The organism is Streptomyces ovatisporus, from assembly GCF_042653885.1.
GTDB lineage: Bacteria > Actinomycetota > Actinomycetes > Streptomycetales > Streptomycetaceae > Streptomyces > Streptomyces ovatisporus.
In genome coordinates, this window is sequence record NZ_JBHSFH010000004.1 from 254,411 (window position 1) to 276,256 (window position 21,846).

A 21,846-nucleotide genomic window follows, 5' to 3' on the forward strand; every position below is an offset into this window, starting at 1 on the left:
AGCATGAGGAGCCCACAGTGAGCGATTGGCGCATCTACCGGGGGGCGGGCCTCCCGCACGACGGCGTACGGCAGTTACCGGATCCGCCCCCCTGGCGGGACTTCACTCTCACGCAGACCGCGGACACCGGTGAGGGAGGGGACGGCGACCGCGCAGGTGCATCCGTGGAGGGGGACGCGGCCCGACGGCTGGGCGTGCAGCGCCAGTTGGTGGAGAACCTGCATCCGCGTCCCGAAGAGGTCGAGGCGGTCAACGCCGCGCTGTACCTGCGCCGTCCACTGCTGGTGACCGGCAATCCGGGCACCGGCAAGTCGACGCTCGCACACGCCGTCGCCCACGAGCTCGGTCTCGGCCGGGTGCTGCGATGGCCCATCCTCAGCCGCACCACCCTCCAGGACGGGCTCTACCACTACGACGCCATCGGCAGGCTCCAGGACGTACAGCTGGACCGGGCCGTGGAGGGCGAGCAGGCCGAACGGCCGCCCATCGGCTCGTACATCAGGCTGGGGCCGCTCGGCACGGCGCTGCTGCCCGCGCACGGCGAACAGGAAGCAAGGCCCCGTGTGCTGCTCGTCGACGAGCTGGACAAGAGCGACATCGACCTCCCCAACGACCTCCTCAACGTCCTGGAGGAGGGCGAGTTCACGATCCGGGAGCTGGAGCGCAGCGCCGACCGTGAGCCGGTCACCGACGTGCTCACCGACGACGGGACCAAGGTGCCCGTGACCGGCGGCCGGGTGCACTGCACGACTTTCCCGTTCATCGTCCTCACCTCCAACGGCGAGCGGGACTTCCCGGCCGCGCTGCTGCGACGCTGCATCCAGCTGGAGCTGAAGCCGCCCACCGAGAAGCAGTTGGCGGCGATGGTCAAGGCGCACCTCGGCGAGGAGGCACTCGCGGAGGGCGAGGAGTACATCCAGCGCTTCCTCGCCCGCGATCCCGGCCAGGTCGTCGCCACGGACCAGCTCCTCAACGCCCTGTTCCTCACCCAGCGTGCCGCGGGAGCAGAGCGGGTGACGCGCAGTCGTCTCGCCGAGATGCTGCTGCGGCCGCTGGACCGCCCGAGGTGATGGCTGATGCGCAGCAGGGGGGTTCCGGACCGGCCCGGCCGGCAGCCGGCCCGACCGCACGCGAGTTCCGAGGGCGTGCCGACGAGCACTGAGGCGGGGCTGGACGGCTTCATCGGACGCCTGCGCGAAGCGGGTTTCGACCCGACAGCCGAAGAGGTCGCAGAGGCACTCTGGCTCGCCCGCCGGCAGTCCGTGGCCGCCCAGGGTGCGGCGGCACCGCCCCCCGGCGGGGAAGAGCGAGAGGCCAAGGGGCCCTCACCTCGGCCTCCTTCAGGGTCCGTCCCGCCTCCGGCCCCGGACGGCGGCGACGAGCCGCCCGCCCACGCCGGTGCCGAGCGCTCCGCCCCGGTGTCGCTCTACGCGCCCGGCCGGCACGGCGATGACGCGCCCCCGCGGGCCTTCGCGGTACGGGCCCCGGCCGCGAGCACGCTGCCGGGACTGCTCGGACTGCAGCGCGCGCTGCGCCCCCTGCACGGGTACCGGCCCCAACCGGTCCCTGTGCCGGGCCCGTTGGACGAGGCCGCAACAGCGGAGCTGAGTGCGCGGAGCGCCGCTGTGCTCCCCGTGTTCGGTGCGGGGGCGCGGCCGGACGCCCAGGTGCTGCTGCTGATGGACGCCTCCACGACCACGTCCGTCTGGCAGCTGACGTTCGACCAGCTGCGGCAGACCTGCGAACAACTCGGTGCGTTCCGCGACGTGCAGGCCCTCTACCTGCACTACGCCGCGGACGGTTCACCGCTGATAGGCACCGGCCCCGAGCCCGCTGCGACTCGCTTACGCCCCGCCGACCAGTACCGCGACACCACGGGGCGTCAGCTCACCCTCGTCGTGAGCGACTGCGTGGGGCCGCTCTGGCAGGGCGGCGGAGCACAGCGGCTGCTGCACCGCTGGTCCGGCAGTTCACCGCTGGCAGTGGTGCAGCCGCTGCCGCCGCGGCTGTGGCACCGTACGGCCCTGCCCGCCGAACCGGGGACGCTGGTGCGCGACCGCGGGGCGGGCGGCCGTGTCGAGTTCCAGCCGGACGGATACGGCGCCCCGCAGCCGGACGACGCGCTGCCCGTGCCCGTACTGCTTCCCACGCCCGCCGCGCTGGGGAGCTGGGCGCGCCTCCTGGGCGGCAACGGACGGCGTGCCGTGCGCGGTGCGGCCGCCTGGGTGCGCCCCCGCCACCACGTGATGCCCGCACCCGGCACGCAGGACGGGGCAGGCCCGCGCGAACTGCTCGGCGCCTTCCGCGCCTCGGCCTCGCCCGGAGCGCTGGACCTTGTCGTGCATCTGGCCGCCGTGCCCCTCGTGCTGCCGGTGATCCAGCTCGTACAGGAGGCGATGCTGCCCGACACCGGGCCGATGGAGCTGGCCGAAGTCCTGCTCAGCGGGCTGCTGGAGCGGCTGCCCGACATCGAGGGGTCGCCGGGGCCGCGTTACGCCTTCGCTCCCGGCGTGGCGGAGCTGCTGATGCAGTCCCTCGACCAGGACGCGGCCGTGCTGGTGCTGAAGTACCTCTCCGAGTACGTCACCCGGCACTTCGGGAAGGGCACACGCAACTTCCCCGCGCTCGCCGTCGCCAGACTCTCCGGCCACGACGCGCCGGAAGAGCAGGGCGAGGAGTGGCAGGAGAACCCGGAAACCGTCTCCGACGACCTCTTCGCCCAGGTCCCCGCCCGCGTAGTGCGCTGGTACGACCCGGAGACAGCGGCTCCCGGCGGACTCGCCGAGGCCGAACGGCTGTTGAACCGCTGGCGGGCACTGGGCGATCCGAGGCTGCTGGAGGAGGCACGTGCGCATGCCGAGTCCGCGCTCGCCGCGGCCCGGAGCGACGGCAGCGGCGGCGAGGGTGACGCCGAAGGCGAAGCCGGTGCGACGCGTGCCGCGGACGGTGAGACCGCGGCCACCGAACAGCTGACCCGCACCAAGCTCGTACTCGGCAAGGCGCTGCGCGCACTGACGGCGACCGGTGAGGTTCAGCGTGACCCCGCCCGGGCGCGCGGTCTCCTGCACGAGGCCGGGCGTCAGCTCACCGGCGCCGACCCCGAGACGCGCTTCGAACTCGCGGCGGTCCAGCGTGACTTGTGGCGGGCCGAGAGCGACCCCCGGCATCTGCGGGCCGCGGTGCGGACACTGCGCACCATGGCCGAGGATGCGGACGCGGCAGGCAGCCCGCTGACCGGTCCGCTCGAGGCCAGGCGCAGGCTGTGGCTGGGCCGGCTCCTGCTGGCCCTGGGCCGGCTCGACGGCCGTACGGGCGCCGAGCTGCGCTCCTTCGCGGCGGAGGCCGCCGCCGAACTGCGCGTGGCCGGCGACCTGCTGGCGTCGGCCGGTGCGGACGACCGGCAGCTGTGCGGGGCTCTCCTCGACCTCGGTACGGCACTGCGCACCGCGGGCGCCGGAAGCGACGAACGGCTGGCGAACCTGGACCGTGCCCGGGCCGCCGCGGGGGACGACCCGGCTCTGCGGCTGCGTTGCGCCCGTGCACGCGCCCGGGTCCTGCGCGACGCCGGTGACCGTCAGGGTGCGGACGAGGCGTACGCCGCGGCGGAAGCCTTCGCCGGACGCGACAGCCGGGAGCGCGCCGAACTCCTCGGCGAATGGGGCAGGATGCTGCTGGAGAGCGGCACCGAGGTCACTCGCGCCGAAGGTCTGCTGCGTGAAGCTCTCACCACCGCGCCGTCAGGAGACGTCCTGGCCCACCGCCTCCAGTTGCAGCTCGGCCGGGCCCTGGTGACGCGCTTCGAGCGCGAGGGGTTCCTGCCGGACCTCTACGAGGGATGCCATCTGCTGGAGCAGACCGCCCGTAAGGCAGGGGACGGTGAACTCCGCGCCGAGGCATGGCTGTTGCTGGGCGGCGCCCGTCAGCAGTTCCCGGCCGGGCACGGGCCCGCCGAGCGTGCGCAGGAAGCCTTCACCCGCTCGCTCACCGAGGCGCGGCCGCATGACGACACTCCCGCATCCGTGTCGGCCGCACGCGCCCTGATGGGACGGGGCACGTTCCACGAGCGCTTCGCGCGTCCACGGGAGGCCCTCGAGGACTATCGCGCGGCAGCCGCCGAATGGCAGCGTCTCGCCGGAGAACTGAGGGAGGACATCCCCTGGGACGAGGTCCGTGAGACGCGTGGGCGCATCGCCGCACTGGAGGCCGAATGAGCGGCGGTGTCCATGGGGCTGCCGGGCCGAACGGGTTTCTCGGGCAGGGCACTTGGGAAGAACCCTGCACCGTTGTCGGCCGCCTCCCGCGAGAGGGGGCAGGGAGGAGAACAGCGTGCCGAAGCAGGGCCGTGGCACGTCCGCCGGGGCGGACCTGGACCACGGGGGAAGACCGCCGTTGCCCGATCTCACCGGTGTCGACCTGCGCCTTCTGCGCGTCACGGACGATCCGGCGGTCCATGCCGCGGTCGACGACGTGCTGCGGGGTCCCGAGCGGTTCACCGGCAAGTGGTGGGGGACGGACACCGGCAACGGCGGGTGAACCCTCCCGCGGCACCGGGTGCCCACGACTGGGCGGAGGGGCGGCCGAGCGGCGGATTCGGGCCAATTCCGAGTACGCAGAAGGGGGAACGATGCAGCCTGCGACGGCCTCCTTCGGCATACCCTCCGGAGTCCTGGCCTCGCTGGCCCGGACCCGTCCCGCCCCCGCTGATCTCCGCCTCCTGCACGCCGGCCTGCACAGCAGACGGCTGGTGCTGCTCAGATCTCTTCTCACACGCGCCGAGCGGCACGCCGTGCCGCCGAGCGTGCTGCAACGCCTCGACGAGCACTGGCGGTTACTGGAACGCGCCGAGGCGCGCGACCCGATCGCCGTGCGCCGGGCGCTGGCCTATCCGTCCGTCGGCAACTGGCTCCTGCGGACGCTGAGCACTCCCGGGGGCGACCCGGCGGCCTTCGAGAACTCGCTCGGTGGTCTCGGGGCTCTCGCTGCCGCCGTGGCCCTCCGCACCGGTACGGGCTTCCGTACGACGCTCCCCGCCCCGGGCGGGCGCCTGGCTCTCCCCGGTATCGGCGTGTACGACGCGCACGCCACGCAGGTGCGTGTCGTCGCCGGTCCGCGCAGCCTCCGGCTCACACCGGGAGACCGCCGCTCCGGCACCGTGCTGCACGCTCCCTACACCCGTGCCACCGGGGCGGGTTGGTACGGGCTCCGGTCGCTGCCCGGCAGCGGCGCCGTGCTCGACGACCTCGACCCGTACCGCGCGGGTACCGCTCCCGTCGGCAGGTTCCCGTCCCCCGCCACCACCGGCGGACGGGGCCGGGGCCGGGCGCGGGCCTGGACGGCGCGGTGGGCCGGGGCTCTGATGCTGCTGGGGTCGGCAGACCCGGCCCGGCGGGCGGAGCTCCTCTCGCTGGTGCGTTCCGTGGTGCCGCTGGCCGGAACCCCGGGCGGCACGTGCAGCGGGACACTGCGATCGGCGCCCTGGGCAGTGCTCACCGAACTCCCGGGCAGCGCGACGGAGATGACGACCGTCCTGGTGCACGAGGTCCAGCACAGCAAGCTCGCGGTGCTCTGCGACCTGACGCCTCTGCACCACGCCGAAGGCGCCCCCGTGCACCATGTGCCGTGGCGCGCCGACGCGCGCCCCCTCGACGCCGTGCTCCAGGGAACGTACGCGCATCTCGCGCTCGCCGACCTGTGGTATCGCATCGCCGACCGCAGGGGCGCCGTGCCCGCCACCCGAAGACAGGCCCGCGCACGCTGTGAGGACTACCGCGAACAGGTCGCCCACGCCCTCACCGTGCTGCGGACCTCCGGTGAACTCACCGTCGCAGGTCGAGAGTTCACAGAAGGCATGGCCGGGCATCTGGTGAGCCTGCGCGGCGCGCCCGCACCCTGCCGTCCCGTTCCTCCGCCGCTGGGCAGTGACGTAAAGTAATCACGTCACTGCGCCCCCGGCGCCGGCGGTGACCCGGGACCACCACGAGAACAAGGGAGACGCGTCCATGGTCGAGTTACGGCCCCCGGAGGGGAGTGGCGGCCCGGGCGGCACCGGGCAGCCGTCGCAGCACTTCGTAGTGGCCTTCCCCGGCTACCACCGCTCCTGGGCCACTTGGCTCGCCCATCGGCTGGAGAGCCACGGGCACCGGGCCATACTGCAACGTTGGGGCCCGTCCCGTGAGCAGCCGCTGGAAGAGGCCCTCGGTGATCTGCTGCTGGCCCGGGGCCGGGTACTCCTGGTGCTGAGCGACTGGTTCTTCCAGCTCGGCCCCCGGCCCGAGGGCGAATGGAACGCGGTGCTCCGCGGCTTCGTGAACGAGAACGCGGAATCGTTCGCCGCCGTCAACCTCACCAACCGAACGCTTCTGCCCGCGACGGCCGTTCTGAGGCCCGTCGATCTGTGGGGTGTGGGCGAGGACGAGGCGGAGCGGAGACTCCTGGACAGGCTCGACCTCACCCCGGCGGCCGGGCGTACGCCACCCGCAGGGCCGGGGTCCCGCTACCCGAACGACCCGGTGGCCGTATGGGGTGAAGTGCCCCGGCGCAACAGCCAGTTCACGGGGCGCGACGAGCTGCTCAACGACGTCCAGCAGCGCCTGACCGACGCCGGACCGGGAGCGTCCGCGTGCGCGCTGATCGGCATGTCCGGCATCGGCAAGACCCAGATCGCCGCCGAGTACGCCCACCGCTTCAGCCCCGACTACGACGTGGTCTGGTGGGTCAACTCGGACCAGCGCAACACGCAGAGGGACCGGTTCGGTGAACTGGCCGTCGAACTCGGCCTGACCGAGAGCTCGGAGCCGGGCGAACGTATCCGCGCCGTACGGGACGCCCTCCGGCGCGGCAAGCCCTACAGCCGCTGGCTGCTCGTCTTCGACGGCTGGGAGGAGACCGACGAGATCGCGCAGTATCTTCCCCAGGGCGGCACCGGGCACGTACTGATCACCTCCCGCAACCGCTCCTGGGGCGAGCACACCGAGCACGTGGATGTCGCGGGCTTCCGGCGCGCCGAGTCCACCGGCTACCTGATGCGGAGGGCGCCGCACGTCAGCGCCGCCGAAGCGGACCAGGTCGCGGTCGAGTTCAACGACGTCCCGCTGCAGATGGCACAGGCCGCGGCATGGCTCGGCGAGTCGCGCATGGAGGTCTCCGAGTACCTGCGGATGGTGCGGCAGGGCGGCGCGGGAGGTACGGGCGGGCGTGCGGCGCTCGCGGAGTACCCCGAGTCCTCGCTGACCTCCTGGTCGATACTCATCAACAAGCTCCGGCAGACGGAACCGCACACCGTCGAACTCCTCACCCTGTGCTGTGCGTTCGCACCCGGCCGCATCCCGCTCGGGCTGGTGCGCGGGCTGAACGCCACGGATCTGCCGGACGAACTGCAGTGGATCGCCACCGACCGGCCGGCATGGGCGCGGGCCATCGAGTCCCTGGTCAACTACTCGGTCCTGACGAGGGAATCGCGCGGCAACGCCAACAGCGAGGGCGGCCCGGAACGGGAGTCCGTCCACATGCACCGCGTCGTGCACGGCATCGTCGACGAACTGACCGCTTCCGCCGACCGCGAGGTGTACCGGAAGGTCGTCCGCCGGCTGCTGTCCGCAGCCGATCCCGGCACCCCGAAGGACAGCAGGAGCTGGCCGCAGTACGCCGAACTGCTGCCCCACCTGGCCAGATCGGGCTCGCTGACCAGCAACGAGCCCCGCACACAGCGGCTGTTGCTGAACTGCATGCGCTACTGCCAGTCCGGTGGCGAGTACCGTGCCGGTGCCGAACTGGCCGATCAGATCCGGGAGCAGTGGTCGCAGATCCTGGAGCCCGACGCGGCGCCCGTACTCGAACTCGCCACGATCCAGGGCAACATCCTGCGTGCCGCCGGGCGGTTCCGGGAGGCGTACGACCTGGACAGCAGCCGTCTGGAGCTGCTGCGCGGCGCTCCGGCCGCGGACGAGGAAGCTCTGATGACGGCGACCAGCTGCCTCGCGGCCGATCAGCGTCTCCTCGGGCAGTACGCCGAGGCGCTGCACAAGCAGCGCGAAGTCGTCAGCACGGCCCAGCGGCTGCTGGGCCCCGACGACTGGACCACGCTGCTCGCCCGGAACAACCTCGCCGGTGGGCTCAGGCTGCTGGGCCGTTACGCCGAGGCGTACGAGGTCGACCTCGACACGCTGCGGAAGCGCGAGACACTGCTGCGCAACCGGCACCCCGACACCCTCGGGTCCGTCAACGCCTGCGCCCGCGACCTGCGCCTGATGGGCCGATACCAGGAGGCACTCGCCCGCCAGGAGCTCGGCGTGAGACGGCACGTGCAGGTGCTCGGGCCCCAGCATCCGCAGACCCTGTGGGCCCGGCACAACCTCGTGCTCTGCGAACGCCGGGCGGGGACGTCGAGGCAGGACAGCGGGGTGGTCCTCGCCGAGCTGCTCGAACAGCAGGAACAAGCGTACGGGCGCCGCCACTTCAACACCCTTGCCCTGATCGCCGACTACGGGAACTACCTGCGTGCTCGCGGCGAGCTCACCCGGGCACGGGAGCTGATCACCGAGGCCGAGAACGGCTACCGCAGGCTGCTCGGACAGGCGCACCCGGTACCGACCGGCATGCAGTCCAACGTGGGACTCGTACTTCAGGCGGAGGGTGACCGCGACGGTGCGCTGAACATGTTCGAACAGGCCCTGGTCGGACTGCGCACCCTGCTCGGGGCGGACCACCCCGCGACTCTTGGATGCGCCCTGAACGCCGCCTGCGGACGCAACTTCACCGGACGACTGGACGAGGCCGTGGAGCTCAGCCGGGAGACGCTGCAACGTGCCCGGCGCGCCCTGAGCGACGACCACCCGCTCACCCTTTCCTGCCAGGTCGCCCTGGCGGCGGATCTGCGGGCAGTACGGGAGCGTACGGAGGCGGGCAAGCAGGAGGAGGACGCGCTGCAACGGCTCACCCGCTCGCTGGGCGCCCAGCACCCCCATACCCTCTCGGCCCGTCAACGGGTCCGCCCCTACTGGGACTTCGAGCCCTACCTGGGCTGAGCACATCGGCCACCCGGCCCACGGTCACCGGGTACAGCACGGAGGGCCCGCCGGATACCGGCGGGCCCTCCGTGTACTTCAGCGGCTGAGGCTCAGAGGTCGAAGACCTCCTGGATCAGCAGCTGCTGCTCCTCCTGGTGCCGCTTGCCGGAGCCGACGGCCGGCGAGGAGGACGAGGGCCGGGAGACCCGGCGCAGCCGGTCCGCGTTGGGGACCGGGTCGGAGCCGATGATCAGGTCCAGGTGGTCGACCAGGTTGAGTGCGATGAACGGCCATGCACCCTGGTTGGCCGGCTCCTCCTGGGCCCACAGGAACTTCGAGGCCCCGCTGTACTTCGCCATCTCGGCCTGGATCTCCGTGCCGGGCAGCGGGTAGAGCCGCTCCAGCCGGATGATCGCGGTGTCGGTGAGACCGCGCTTCTGACGCTCGGCGTTCAGGTCGTAGTAGACCTTGCCGGAGCAGAAGACGACCTTGCGGACGTCGCCCGGGTCCACGGAGTCGTCGCCGATGACCGGACGGAATCCACCCGTGGTGAACTCGGAGGCCTTCGACGCCGCCGCCTTCAGCCGGAGCATCGACTTCGGGGTGAAGACGACCAGCGGCTTGTGGTGCGGGTTGTGGACCTGCCAGCGCAGCAGGTGGAAGTAGTTCGACGGCAGGGACGGCATCGCGACCGTCATGCTGTTCTGCGCGCACAGCTGGAGGAACCGTTCGATGCGGGCCGAGGAGTGGTCCGGGCCCTGGCCCTCGTAGCCGTGCGGGAGCAGCAGCGTCACGCCGGACGTCTGGTTCCACTTCTGCTCGGCGGAGGTGATGAACTCGTCGATCACCGTCTGTGCGCCGTTGGCGAAGTCGCCGAACTGCGCCTCCCACATGACCAGCGCCTCGGGGCGGGCGAGGGAGTAGCCGTACTCGAAGCCCATCGCCGCGTACTCGCTCAGCAGCGAGTCGTAGACGTTGTAGCGGGCCTGGTCCTCGGAGAGGTAGAGCAGCGGCGTGTAGTCGTTGCCGGTGTTCTGGTCGAGCAGCACCGCGTGACGCTGACCGAAGGTGCCGCGGCGGGAGTCCTGGCCGGCGAGCCGGACGGGCGTGCCCTCCATCAGCAGCGAGCCGATGGCCAGGGTCTCGCCCATGCCCCAGTCGATGGTGCCGTCCTCGATCATCGCCGCGCGCCGCTGGAGCTGCGGGAGCAGCCGCGGGTGGACGGTGACGTGGTCGGGGATGTTCACCTGCGACTCGGCGATCCGCTTGACGACCTCCTGGCCGACGCCCGTCTCGACGTGGACCGGGAACTCCGGCTCGGGCTGCGGGACTTCGGCCGGGGCGGGGGAGTCGGTGACGTCCCGGACCTCGGTGAAGACCTTCTCCAGCTGACCCTGGAAGTCCTGCAGAGCCTGCTCGGCCTCTTCCAGCGTGATGTCGCCGCGGCCGATCAGGGACTCGGTGTAGAGCTTGCGCACCGAGCGCTTCTTGTCGACCAGGTTGTACATCAGCGGCTGCGTGAACTGCGGGTTGTCGGTCTCGTTGTGCCCGCGGCGCCGGTAGCAGATCAGGTCGATGACGACGTCCTTGTTGAACGCCTGGCGGTACTCGAAGGCCAGCCGCGCGACGCGGACCACGGCCTCCGGGTCGTCACCGTTCACGTGGAAGATCGGAGCCTCGATCATCCGCGCGACGTCCGTGGAGTACATCGACGAGCGCGCCGACTCCGGGGCCGCGGTGAAGCCGACCTGGTTGTTGATGATGATGTGCACCGTGCCGCCGGTGCGGTAGCCGCGCAGCTGCGACATGTTGAGCGTCTCGGCCACCACGCCCTGGCCGGCGAAGGCCGCGTCACCGTGCAGCTGAACGGGCAGGACGGTGAAGTCCGTGCCGCCCTTGCCGATGATGTCCTGCTTGGCGCGTGCGACGCCCTCGACGATCGGGTCGACGGCCTCCAGGTGCGACGGGTTGGCGGTGAGCGTGACCTTGATCTGCTCGCCGTCCAGGCCGGTGAAGGTGCCCTCGTTGCCCAGGTGGTACTTCACGTCGCCGGAGCCGTGCATCGACTTCGGGTCGAGGTTGCCCTCGAACTCGCGGAAGATCTGGGCGTACGACTTGCCGACGATGTTGGCCAGCACGTTCAGCCGGCCGCGGTGGGCCATGCCGATCACGCACTCGTCCAGGCGCGACTCGGCGGCGGCGTCGAGGACCGCGTCCAGCATCGGGATGACGGACTCGCCGCCCTCCAGCGAGAACCGCTTCTGCCCCACGTACTTGGTCTGGAGGAACGTCTCGAAGGCCTCGGCCGCGTTCAGCCTGCGCAGGATCCGCAGCTGCTCGTCACGCTCCGGCTTGGAGTGCGGACGCTCCACGCGGTCCTGGATCCACTTGCGCTCCTTCGGGTCCTGGATGTGCATGTACTCGATGCCGGTGGTGCGGCAGTACGAGTCGCGCAGGACGCCGAGGATGTCGCGCAGCTTCATCATCGACTTGTTGGCGAATCCGCCGACCGCGAACTCCCGCTCGAGGTCCCACAGCGTGAGCCCGTGCTCGGTGATGTCCAGGTCGGGGTGCTTGCGCTGCTTGTACTCCAGCGGGTCGGTGTCGGCCATGATGTGGCCGCGCACCCGGTAGGAGTGGATCAGGTCGAAGACGCGGGCGGCCTTGGTGACGTCGTCGTCGTGGGAGGCGTCGATGTCCTGGTTCCAGCGCACCGGCTCGTACGGGATGCGCAGCGCCTTGAAGATCTCGTCGTAGAACCGCTCCTCGCCGAGCAGCAGCTTGCTGACGACGCGCAGGAACTCGCCGGAGGCGGCACCCTGGATCACGCGGTGGTCGTACGTGCTCGTGAGCGTCATCACCTTCGAGACGCCGAGCCTGTTGAGCGTGTCCTGCGAGGTGCCCTGGAACTCCGCCGGGTACTCCATCGCGCCCACACCCAGGATCAGACCCTGACCGGGCATGAGCCGCGGCACGGAGTGGACGGTGCCGATGCCGCCCGGGTTGGTCAGCGAGCAGGTGACGCCGGAGAAGTCCTCCATCGTCAGCTTGTTCTGCCGGGCGCGGCGGACGATGTCCTCGTACGCCTGCCAGAACTCGAAGAAGGTGAGGGTCTCCGCCTTCTTGATCGCGGCGACGACGAGCTGGCGGTCGCCGTTCGGCTTCACCAGGTCGATGGCCAGACCGAGGTTCACGTGGTCGGGCTTGACCAGCGTCGGCTTGCCGTCCTTCTCCGTGTAGGAGTGGTTCATCGACGGCATCGCCTTCAGCGCCTGCACCATGGCGTAGCCGATCAGGTGCGTGAAGGACACCTTGCCGCCGCGGGCGCGCTTGAGGTGGTTGTTGATGACGATGCGGTTGTCGAAGAGCAGCTTCACCGGGACCGCACGCACCGACGTGGCGGTGGGCAGCTCCAGCGAGGCGTTCATGTTCTTCGCCACGGCGGCGGAGGGGCCGCGCATGGGCACGTACTCCGGACCTGCCGGCTCCTCGGTCCCGGCACCGCCCTCGTCGCCCTTCGCGGCGGCGGCCTTGGCCTGCGACGCCTTCGCGGGTGCGGTGGCGGGCTTCGCGCCGGCCGGCTTGTCCGCGGGCTTCGCCGTGGCGGGCTTCGCGGGCGCCGGCGCCTTGGGCGCGGCCTGGGCGGCACCCGGCTTCGCCGGGGCCTGCTTCGCGCCGCCCGCCGCCGGTCCCGGCGGGGCCGTGGGCGGGGCGGCGGAGGCGGCTCCCGAAGTGCCGGCTGCCGCGGCCGGTGAGGCGGCGGAGTCGGCCGTCGGTGTTCCGACGGCTCCGACGGCCTCGGAGCCCGGCTTGTAATCGGCGAAGAAGTCCCACCAGGCTCGGTCTACCGAGTTCGGGTCCTGGAGGTACTGCTGGTAGATCTCGTCGACGAGCCACTCGTTTGGCCCGAAGACGGCGGCGGGATCCGATCCCTGACCGTCCTGCTGGGTCGAGACGCTCGAGCTGTTGGGGGACTGTGACGACACGGCGGCAACCGCCCTCTTCCGCGTTCCTTAGATGGTGGACAGCGGAAATAAAGGCTACGCCCCTACCGGCGTTACTTGCAGTCCGGCCGGGGTTGTCGTCGTGCAAGTCACATCAAGCGTCCGGTTTCAGCGCAGTATTTGGCGGGAAACAAACAGGGTTTGCCGCGGTAAGGAACCGGCGCTCCCGGTTCCGGCGTCCTACGGCTGCGGGTCTCCGCTGTTCTCCCTGTTCGTTCCTCCCCTGACGCGTCGCCGATGCTTCGAGCGTACGTCAACCCTGCGGAGCTCCCAGGCCCGGAAGGGTGACCTGGATCCGGCAGCCGCGAGGAGATTCGGCCACGCGTATCCAGCCACCGTGCAGATCCACCGCCCAGCGGGCGATCGCCAGGCCCAGGCCCGTACCGCCGTCGCCGCCGGTTCCGCCGCCGCGCTGCGAGGACGCCTCGGAGCTCTTCGTGCGGTTGAAGCGTTCGAACACGCGGGCACGTTCGGACGCGGGGATGCCGGGCCCCTCGTCCAGTACCTCCACCTCCAGGCTCTCCTCGCTCGCACCGGGACGCGCCCGCACCGTCACGCGGCCGTGCGGAGGGCTGTGCTTGACCGCGTTGTCGATGAGGTTCGCGACGACCTGGTGCAGACGCTCGGCGTCCGCGTAGGCCGTCAGTTCGGGCGGGGAGACGTCGAGATGCAGGTGGACGTCCGTGCGGGCGTGCCCCTGGCCCTTGCTCATGTTGGCCTCTTTGAGCACGCCCGCCAGATAGGGCCAGACCTCGAAGCGCCGGGAGTGCAGCGGGACGACACCGTTGTCCAGGCGCGAGAGGTCGAGCAGGGTCGCCACGAGTCTGCCCAGCCGGTCCGTCTGCTGGAGCGCCGTGCGCATCGTCTCCGGATCGGCTTCGGAGACGCCGTCCACCACGTTCTCCAGCACCGCGCGCAGGGCGGCGATGGGCGTGCGCAGTTCGTGCGAGACGTTGGCCACCAGCTCCTTGCGGTGCTGGTCGACGGCTTCCAGGTCGGCGGCCATGCGGTTGAAGGTCTCCGCGAGCTCGCCGAACTCGTCGCGCCGGTCGCCCCGTACACGGCGTGAGTAGTCGCCGTCGGCCATCGCCCTGGCCGCGGCCGTCATCTCGTCGAGCGGCGCCGTGAGCGACTGGGCGACGAACTGGGTGATCAGCAGCGAGGCGATGATCGAGATGATGGTGATCACCCGCAGCTCTGTCGCGGAGTTGACCGCGAAGAGCGCGAGCAGCGTGGTGATCACCACGGAGACGATCACGAGTGCCCCGAGCGCCGCCTTCACCGAGCGGTACGGGTCCAGCGGGCGCAGCCCTTCCCAGATCCTGTCGATCCAGCCCGTCCAGACGGGCTCCCAGCGGCGCCGCAGCCTCCGGTGCAGGCGGACCAGCGCACGCAGGACGAGCCCCAGGAACGTCCTGGCGGTGCGCAGCGCGGCCCTGGCGCGGGCCGCGCGGTCGGTGCGGGGACCCCTGCGGGTATCCCTGCGGGGACCCCTGCGGGAAGAGGCCACCGAAGAGGTGTCAGGCACGTCTGTCACGCCCGGCCGCCACCGTCAGGACCCGTCGAAGGCGGAGGTCGGGGAGCTTCCCGCCGCCGTCGACGACGCAGACGCCGGTGTGGGCCCGTCGCCCGGACCCGACGACGGCGTCTCCAGCGCGTAGCCCACGCCGTGCACCGTACGGATGCGGTCGGCGCCGATCTTGCGGCGGAGCGCCTTGATGTGGCTGTCGACGGTGCGCGTACCGGAGGCGTCCGCCCAGTCCCACACCTCGGCGAGCAGCTGTTCGCGCGAGAGCACCGCGCGGGGGGAGTGCGCGAGGCAGACGAGCAGGTCGAACTCGGTGGGCGTGAGATGCACGTCCTCGCCGGTGACCCGGACGCGGCGCTGCGCGTGGTCGATCTCCAGCTCGCCGAGGCGGAGTATCCCGCTGCGCGGTGTGTGCGCGGCGAGGGTGGCCCGCTCGACGCGGCGCAGCAGTACGTGCACCCGTGCGGCGACCTCGCGCATGGAGAACGGCTTCGTCATGTAGTCGTCCGCGCCGACGCCGAGCCCGACGAGCATGTCCGTCTCGTCGTCGCGTGCCGTCAGCATCAGCACGGGCACCGGCCGCTGGGCCTGGACTCTGCGGCAGACCTCGAGGCCGTCGAAGCCCGGCAGCATGACGTCGAGCACGATCAGATCGGGCTGCCAGGCCTCGGCGGTGTCCACCGCGGCAGGGCCGTCGCCGGCCGTCTGCACCTGGAAGCCCTCGGCCCGGAGGCGCATGGCGATCGCGTCCACGATCGTCGGATCGTCCTCCACGACCAGGATTCGGCGCTGAGCGCCGGGGGTGGTCGCCGCGGAGGCGTTGCTGCTCTGTGCTGGTGTGATGTTCTTCTGGTCCATTCGACCCCGCCCCTGGATGGCACCGTGGCTTGTTTGTATACGTGCTTGCAGAAGCGTAAAGGGCCCGAGTCGGCCTCGGCTATGCCGGTTTGATTGCGAAGTGAACCACGTCGGGGACGCCTCGGACGACGGGGACCTCATGGGTGCGAACCCCCTCGAATCCGGCATTGCGCAACGCATCGTCGAATGTCGGGTCGGCTTGAGCGGACCAGACGGCCAGTACGCCGCCCGGCGCCAGCCGTGCTCCGCAGGCCGCCAGTCCGGCGGGGGAGTAGAGGGACTCGTTGTCCTCCGTGACGGTCCAGCCCGGGCCGTTGTCGATGTCCAGGCAGAGGACGTCGAAGAGGTCGAAGAAGTCGAAGAAGTCGAAGAGGGGGCCGCCGGGGGTGGCGTCGTCCCCGCGCAGGTACTCCACGAGGTCCGCGTGGACGATCTCCGTACGCGGGTCGCGCAGGGCCTCGGCCGACAGCGGGGAGAGGGGGCCGCCGGGGCGGTGCCAGTCGATCACCGCTTCCTCGCGTTCCACGACAGTGATACGGCCCCAGGCCGGTTCGGCCGCCGCCTCGACGAGGGAGAAGCCGACGCCGAGCCCTCCGACGAGCAGGCGCGGGCCCGTGGACGGGCCGTGCCCGAGGCGCCCGGAACCCGGCTCCTGGCCGGAGGTTGCGGCAGTTTCCGGACTCTTCCGCCCTCGTAGCTCCTCCAGTGCCGCCCGTACGAGGAGCCGCTCGGACCGGCCGTCGGAGGTGTCCATCAGGAACGTCCCGTTGGAGATGATCTGCAGCAGCTCGCCGTGGCGCCGCAGTACGACCTCGCCGTGCGGGCCTTCGCGGCGGTCGAGCACGACGGGCGGTTCGGCGGCGGGTGCGACGGGGGATGCGGAGCCGGCTTCCAGGTGCATCCCCTGATTCTGCCGCGTGCCGCGTGCCGCGTGCCGCGTCGGCGGTCCGTCCCGGCGTTCGCTGCCCGTGCGGGGAAGCCCCGAGCGCCCTGCGGGGTTCAACAGAGGGGACTGCGGCCGTCTCACCCGTGCCGTTGCCTGCCGCCCGGTGCCGTCGCATGCCGTCGCGTCCCGCCGGGTCGGCCCGGCGATCGCTGCTGGCGAACAGAGGCTCCGGCGCGGAACATTCCTCGGGGTACATGCATTGAGTGGGCATAGCTCAACTTGCCTGCCTAGGGAGAGATCATGGCGTCGAAGTCCACAACGCTCACCCTGCCCGTGCTGCCCCTCGACGACGAGGTCGTGCTGCCGGGAATGGTGGTGCCAATGGACCTGTCCGACAGCGAGGTGCGGGCTGCGGTCGAGGCCGCGCAGGCCGCCGCCCCCGACGGTGAGAAACCGCGGGTCCTGCTCGTGCCGCGGGTCGGGGGAAGCTACGCGGGCATCGGCGTGCTCGGCCGCGTCGAGCAGGTCGGCCGGCTCGCCGACGGCGATCCCGGCGCCCTGATCCGCGGCCGGCTGCGCGTCCGGATCGGGGCCGGGACGACGGGTCCCGGCGCCGCGCTGTGGGTCGAGGGCACCGTCGTCGAGGAGTCCGCATCCCAGCCGGACGACCAGAGCGACACCGCGGCCGACCTGATGACGGAGTACAAGGCGCTCGCCGCCGACTGGCTCCGCAAGCGAGGTGCATGGCAGGTCGTCGACCGCCTTCAGCAGATCGACGACGTGGGCCAGCTCGCCGACAACGCCGGGTACTCCCCGTTCCTGTCGACCGAGCAGAAGCTGACACTGCTGGAGACCTCCGACCCGGTCGACCGGCTGCGCTTCGCGGTCGCCTCGCTGCGCGACCACCTGGCCGAGCAGAACGTCGCCGAGTCGATCGCGAAGGACGTCCAGGAAGGCGTCGACAAGCAGCAGCGGGAGTTCCTGCTGCGCCGCCAGCTGGAGGCCGTGCGCAAGGAGCTGGCCGAGCTGAACGGCGACCCGGAGGACGAGGGCGAGGACTACCGCGCCCGCGTCGAGGCCGCGGCCCTTCCCGAGCACGTGCACAAGGCGGCGCTCAAGGAGGTCGAGAAGCTGGAGCGCTCCTCCGACCAGTCGCCGGAGGGCAGCTGGATCCGTACCTGGCTCGACACCGTCCTGGAACTGCCCTGGAACGAGCGGACGGAGGACGCCTACGACGTGGCCGGGGCCCAGGCCGTCCTCGACGCCGACCACGCGGGTCTGCAGGACGTGAAGGAGCGCATCACCGAGTACCTCGCGGTGCGCAAGCGCCGCGACGAGCGCGGTCTCGGCGTGGTCGGAGGGCGGCGTGGCGGTGCGGTCCTCGCACTGGTCGGCCCGCCGGGCGTCGGCAAGACCTCCCTCGGCGAATCAGTGGCGAGGGCCATGGGGCGCAAGTTCGTCCGCGTCGCGCTCGGCGGCGTCCGGGACGAGGCGGAGATCCGGGGCCACCGGCGTACGTACGTCGGGGCGCTGCCCGGACGTGTCGTGCGGGCGGTGAAGGAAGCCGGCTCGATGAACCCGGTGGTGCTGCTGGACGAGGTCGACAAGGTCGGCTCCGATTTCCGCGGCGACCCGGCCGCGGCACTGCTCGAAGTGCTCGACCCGGCCCAGAACCACACGTTCCGCGACCACTACCTGGAGGTCGAACTCGACCTGTCGGACGTGGTGTTCCTCGCGACCGCCAACGTCCTCGAAGCGATCCCCGAGGCACTGCTGGACCGCATGGAGGTCGTGCAGCTCGACGGCTACACCGAGGACGAGAAGGTCACCATCGCCCGCGACCACCTGCTGCCCCGCCAGCTGGAGCGGACCGGCCTCGAGAGCGGTGAGGTCCGGCTGGAGGACGGCGCGCTGCGCAAGCTGGCCGCCGAGTACACGCGGGAGGCCGGCGTCCGCAACCTGGAGCGTGCGGTCTCCCGGGTGCTGCGCAAGGTGGCGGCCCAGCACGAACTGGGCGAACGGGAACTGCCCTTCGTGGTGGGCCCGGACGAGCTGCGCGGTCTGATCGGACGTCCGCACCACACCCCCGAGTCCGCCCAGGACCCGGCCGAGCGGCGTACGTCCGTGCCGGGTGTCGCCACGGGCCTGGCGGTCACGGGCGCAGGCGGTGATGTGCTCTTCGTCGAGGCGTCGCTCGCCGACCCCGAGACGGGTGGCTCCGGACTGACCCTGACCGGGCAGCTCGGCGACGTGATGAAGGAGTCCGCGCACATCGCGCTGTCGTATCTGCGGTCGCGCGGCGCGGAGTTGGAGCTGCCGGTCGCCGATCTGAAGGACCGGGGCATCCACCTGCACGTGCCGGCGGGCGCCGTGCCCAAGGACGGCCCGAGCGCGGGCGTCACCATGACCACGGCTCTGGCGTCGCTGCTGAGCGGCCGTCAGGTGCGTACGGACGTGGCGATGACGGGTGAGGTCTCCCTGACGGGACGGGTGCTGCCCATCGGCGGCGTCAAGCAGAAGCTGCTGGCGGCGCACCGGGCCGGGATCAGCACGGTGATCATCCCCAAGCGGAACGAGCCCGACCTCGACGATGTGCCCGAGGAGGTGCTGGAGAGGCTCGACGTCCGTCCCCTCTCCGACATCCGCCAGGTGCTGGAACTGGCCCTGACGCCGGCCGGGTCCGGTTGCCTGGACGGCGAACGGGAGCTCCCGGTGGCTGCCTGACCGGCCCCGAACACACCGGCCCAGAGCCGGAGTTGAGAGTGTCTCGCATCCCCCGTGCTCGGGGCGGCAGCCGTCGACGCGGCGAACGGGAGCTCCCGGTGACGGCCGTGCAGCCGTCACCGGGCACCCCCTCCCGGCTGGGAGCGCCGCGCCGGGGCCGGAACTCCGGCGCGGCGCGGGGCGCGGGCTCCCGTGACTGTCGGCCGGCCGCCGTCAGCCGTTGGCGAGCGCCTTCAGACGGTCCATCGAACCGTTGAAGGAGTTGTGGTCACCCACGATCGGGCCGGTCGAGGTGTACTGCCAGAAGGTGTGGAAGCCCCAGCCGTTCGGCAGCGTGCCGGGCGCGGACGCGTACCGGGCGATCCACAGCGGGTTGGTGTTCCCGAAGCCGCCGTTGTTGCCGGTGCAGGTCGTCCACCAGTCCGTGGTCGTGTAGATGACGGCGTCGCGGCCGGTGCGCGCCTTGTAGGTGTTCGTGAAGTCCCTGATCCAGTTGACCATCGCGGACTGGCTGAGCCCGTAGCAGGTGGCCCCGTACGGGTTGTACTCGATGTCGAGCACCCCGGGGAGCGTCTTGCCGTCCCTGCTCCAGCCGCCGCCGTGGTCGGCGAAGTAGTTGGCCTGGGCGGCACCGCTCGAGTTGTTCGGCAGAGCGAAGTGGTACGCGCCGCGGATCATGCCGATGTTGTACGAGCCGTTGTACTGCTGCGTGAAGTACGGGTTCGTGTACGACGTGCCCTCGGTCGCCTTGACGTAGGCGAACTTCACGCCGCTGCTCCACAGGGACGACCAGTTCACGTTCCCCTGATGGCTGCTCACGTCGACGCCTTCGACGGTCGCGGTGAGGGACTCGGGCGGGGTGCCGTCCGTGGGGTCGCCGCCTTCGTGCATCCGTACGCCGACGCCCATCGACGCCTCTCCGGGCTTGACGGGCGTCTCGTCCTGGGGAGCCGCGTTCGCCGCACCGGGAGAAGTGAGGACGAGTGCGAGTGCAGAGATGAACATTCCGGCCGCAGTGAGGATGCTGCGTCTGCGGCGGGCCGTGCCGGATCTGTAACCGGGCATCGCTGCCTCCGAAACCGTGGGTGGGGGTGGGGCGACCTGCCACCTGGTGTGGGCATGTCAGATTGACCGTACGCGCGTAGACAGAGGTGTGGAAGAGCACAGGTCGCCGCCGGTGGTCCAGACCTGCGAAATACTTCCGTAGCTGGGACGATCCCCGTCATCGACGGGAACTTTCTGCACGGAAACCTGGGAGAGGGCGCATACGTGGACGAGTCCATGCGGAAGTACGCACCCGAAGTACTGGAACTGGAGCGGGAACTGGCGGTCTTTCTGCGGCGTGCCCGCGCCTTCTCGGGGGAGTTGTCCCGCGAGGTGCATCCCGAACTCGAGCCCGCCGCCTACGGACTCTTCGTGCGCCTGGAGGAGACCGGGGCCCAGCGCGCCACGGAGCTCGCGGCGTTCTTCGGCGTCGGCAAGGCCACCGTCAGCCGTCAGCTCCGCGCCCTGGAGGAGCTCGGACTGATCGCCCGTTCCCCCGACCCCGCCGACGGCCGCGCCTCCCTCGTCCATCTCACGGCCGACGGGCGCGAGCGCTTCGCGCAGGTGCGGGACGCGCGGCGGGCCGAGTACGTGCGCAAGCTGGCGGCCTGGGACCCGGCCGAGGTCGCCGAGCTGGCGAGGCTGCTCCACCAGCTCAACGGGCTTGTCGACGCGGGAAGTGACGCCTGACGGGTGGAGGAGCCCCCCGGTGGGACGGCCGGCCGCCTCCCGCCCGGGAGCGCCGGCCCCGTCTAGCGGAATACCGCGAGCACGGCTGACGCGTCGTCATGTGCCTTGCCGCGAGGATGCGCTGAGCCCTCCGGGTCGTCCCGCTCGGCCTTGCGTACCTGCCCCACCAGTGAACCCGTCCCCTTTTCCCGTACGAGCCGCAGGAGTCCGGCCCAGTCGCCGAGGCCGAAGACCTCGCTCCAGCGTGCCGCCCCGTCGGTGAGGGCGAGCAGTGCGCGTACATCCGCCCGCGGCGCGCTTCCTGTCACGGTGCGCGAGGCGACAGCCGGGTCCGCGGCCGCCGTGTAGAAGCCCGTGCCGTCGGGGGAGTTGCGCAGCGCTTCGACGGCACGGACGTATTCGTCCCTGGCCGCGGCCCGTTCGGGGGAGCCCCCGGGCAGCGCGCGCACGCGGTCGCGCAACGCGGTGACGTGCGCCGGGAGTTGACCGAGCCGGGGGTCGCGCAGGGCTTCGACGGTGCCGTCCAGGTGCTCCATCAGCAGCGCCGAGTCCGAGAGCACCAGGTGCTCGACCCGCTCCTCGTCCCAGCGGGCGGCGACCACGGTCGACTGAGGCGTCCGCTTGTGAGAAAGGTCACAAGTCGCACAATGTGCCGCGGCTGTCCGGGAGATGGCCGACTCCAGGCATTCGGCCAGCGTCAGATCCCGTCGGCTCGCGGAGAGTTCGAGCAGCGAGCCGCCGAGCCGCGCCGTGAACCAGGGGACGCCGTGCAGGCACCCGGTGTCCTCCTGAGGGGGCGTCACGCCGTCTAGCACGACCAGCGCGCCGCCCTGTCCGGACGAGGGCAGAGCCGCCGACGCGTAGTCCTCGTTGGGGTGCCGGGGATCGCCGGGCTCGCTGGTCATCTCGATGCGCATGGGCGTCAGTCTGCCGGAGCGTGCGCAGGGCGGACGGGCCGGTGACGGCGGTGTCAAGGGGTTGGACCCGGCCGGTACCGGCAGGTCAGAGGCGTGCGCGGTGCGGAGTTGACCGGAATGCGTGGGTCCGGAAGTATGCGAGCGCGCATCTTGCCAGGACCCTCCCGGGATTTCCAACCGGCGCCCCGGG

Annotated in this window: 13 protein-coding genes; 7 read left to right on the plus strand and 6 right to left on the minus strand. The window is 71.3% G+C overall.

Annotated features, from left to right (window positions below; genetic code table 11):
- The first annotated feature begins 17 nt into the window (after positions 1 to 17).
- The 5 genes from ACFPA8_RS06010 (at position 18) to fxsT (ending at position 9,023) form a co-directional block, all read left to right on the plus strand.
- Complete coding sequence (locus ACFPA8_RS06010) at positions 18 to 1,070, plus strand: AAA family ATPase (protein WP_386443388.1); 1,053 nt, start codon at positions 18 to 20, stop codon at positions 1,068 to 1,070.
- A 75-nt stretch (positions 1,071 to 1,145) separates the two neighbouring features.
- A complete protein-coding gene (locus ACFPA8_RS06015; RefSeq protein ID WP_386443391.1) occupies positions 1,146 to 4,211 on the plus strand; it encodes an SAV_2336 N-terminal domain-related protein in 3,066 nt (1,021 codons plus the stop codon).
- Positions 4,212 to 4,326: 115 nt separating this feature from the next.
- On the plus strand, positions 4,327 to 4,533 hold the full coding sequence (locus ACFPA8_RS06020; RefSeq protein ID WP_386443393.1) for a hypothetical protein: 207 nt from the start codon (positions 4,327 to 4,329) through the stop codon (positions 4,531 to 4,533).
- 91 nt (positions 4,534 to 4,624) lie between these two features.
- Positions 4,625 to 5,932: an aKG-HExxH-type peptide beta-hydroxylase gene (locus ACFPA8_RS06025; RefSeq protein ID WP_386443396.1), complete on the plus strand. Its 1,308-nt coding sequence runs from the start codon at positions 4,625 to 4,627 to the stop codon at positions 5,930 to 5,932.
- Between the two features lie 67 nt (positions 5,933 to 5,999).
- Positions 6,000 to 9,023: an FxSxx-COOH system tetratricopeptide repeat protein gene (gene fxsT / locus ACFPA8_RS06030; protein ID WP_386443398.1), complete on the plus strand. Its 3,024-nt coding sequence runs from the start codon at positions 6,000 to 6,002 to the stop codon at positions 9,021 to 9,023.
- 92 nt (positions 9,024 to 9,115) lie between these two features.
- Here the strand turns inward: fxsT and ACFPA8_RS06035 are convergent, their stop codons facing one another.
- The 4 genes from ACFPA8_RS06035 to ACFPA8_RS06050 form a co-directional block, all read right to left on the minus strand.
- Positions 9,116 to 12,991 carry a multifunctional oxoglutarate decarboxylase/oxoglutarate dehydrogenase thiamine pyrophosphate-binding subunit/dihydrolipoyllysine-residue succinyltransferase subunit gene (locus tag ACFPA8_RS06035; RefSeq protein WP_386443401.1) on the minus strand — a complete coding sequence of 1,292 codons (3,876 nt, stop codon included), beginning with the start codon at positions 12,989 to 12,991 and terminating at the stop codon, positions 9,116 to 9,118.
- 271 nt (positions 12,992 to 13,262) lie between these two features.
- A complete protein-coding gene (locus ACFPA8_RS06040) occupies positions 13,263 to 14,375 on the minus strand; it encodes a HAMP domain-containing sensor histidine kinase (protein WP_386444649.1) in 1,113 nt (370 codons plus the stop codon).
- A 186-nt stretch (positions 14,376 to 14,561) separates the two neighbouring features.
- Positions 14,562 to 15,395 (minus strand): response regulator transcription factor, encoded by an 834-nt coding sequence (locus ACFPA8_RS06045; RefSeq protein WP_386443404.1) that lies wholly within the window; start codon positions 15,393 to 15,395, stop codon positions 14,562 to 14,564.
- Between the two features lie 79 nt (positions 15,396 to 15,474).
- Positions 15,475 to 16,296 (minus strand): spermidine synthase family protein, encoded by an 822-nt coding sequence (locus ACFPA8_RS06050; RefSeq protein ID WP_386443407.1) that lies wholly within the window; start codon positions 16,294 to 16,296, stop codon positions 15,475 to 15,477.
- Positions 16,297 to 16,581: 285 nt separating this feature from the next.
- On the opposite strand from ACFPA8_RS06050, the gene lon reads away from it, so the two are divergent.
- The gene (gene lon / locus ACFPA8_RS06055; RefSeq protein WP_386443410.1) at positions 16,582 to 19,005 is read left to right on the plus strand and encodes an endopeptidase La; all 2,424 of its coding nucleotides are present in this window, start codon (positions 16,582 to 16,584) and stop codon (positions 19,003 to 19,005) included.
- A 213-nt stretch (positions 19,006 to 19,218) separates the two neighbouring features.
- On the opposite strand, the gene ACFPA8_RS06060 is transcribed toward lon, so the two are convergent.
- Complete coding sequence (locus ACFPA8_RS06060; protein ID WP_386443413.1) at positions 19,219 to 20,070, minus strand: lysozyme; 852 nt, start codon at positions 20,068 to 20,070, stop codon at positions 19,219 to 19,221.
- Positions 20,071 to 20,286: 216 nt separating this feature from the next.
- Here ACFPA8_RS06060 and ACFPA8_RS06065 point away from each other — a divergent pair, with 216 nt between their 5' ends.
- Entirely contained in the window at positions 20,287 to 20,739 is a 453-nt protein-coding gene (locus tag ACFPA8_RS06065; protein ID WP_386444652.1) for a MarR family winged helix-turn-helix transcriptional regulator, read from the plus strand.
- A 62-nt stretch (positions 20,740 to 20,801) separates the two neighbouring features.
- Here ACFPA8_RS06065 and ACFPA8_RS06070 read toward each other — a convergent pair whose 3' ends face one another.
- Positions 20,802 to 21,656, minus strand: coding sequence for a protein phosphatase 2C domain-containing protein (locus ACFPA8_RS06070; RefSeq protein WP_386443416.1), 855 nt, complete (start codon positions 21,654 to 21,656; stop codon positions 20,802 to 20,804).
- Positions 21,657 to 21,846: the final 190 nt, after the last annotated feature.

Bases quoted from the DNA above. Each gene is read 5' to 3' on its own strand.
- ACFPA8_RS06050 (WP_386443407.1), bottom strand. From the start codon at position 16,296: ATGCACCTGGAAGCCGGCTCCGCATCCCCCGTCGCACCCGCCGCCGAA.
- ACFPA8_RS06065 (WP_386444652.1), top strand. From the start codon at position 20,287: ATGCGGAAGTACGCACCCGAAGTACTGGAACTGGAGCGGGAACTGGCG.
- ACFPA8_RS06060 (WP_386443413.1), bottom strand. From the start codon at position 20,070: ATGCCCGGTTACAGATCCGGCACGGCCCGCCGCAGACGCAGCATCCTC.
- lon (WP_386443410.1), top strand. From the start codon at position 16,582: ATGGCGTCGAAGTCCACAACGCTCACCCTGCCCGTGCTGCCCCTCGAC.
- ACFPA8_RS06070 (WP_386443416.1), bottom strand. From the start codon at position 21,656: ATGCGCATCGAGATGACCAGCGAGCCCGGCGATCCCCGGCACCCCAAC.
- ACFPA8_RS06045 (WP_386443404.1), bottom strand. From the start codon at position 15,395: ATGGACCAGAAGAACATCACACCAGCACAGAGCAGCAACGCCTCCGCG.
- fxsT (WP_386443398.1), top strand. From the start codon at position 6,000: ATGGTCGAGTTACGGCCCCCGGAGGGGAGTGGCGGCCCGGGCGGCACC.
- ACFPA8_RS06025 (WP_386443396.1), top strand. From the start codon at position 4,625: ATGCAGCCTGCGACGGCCTCCTTCGGCATACCCTCCGGAGTCCTGGCC.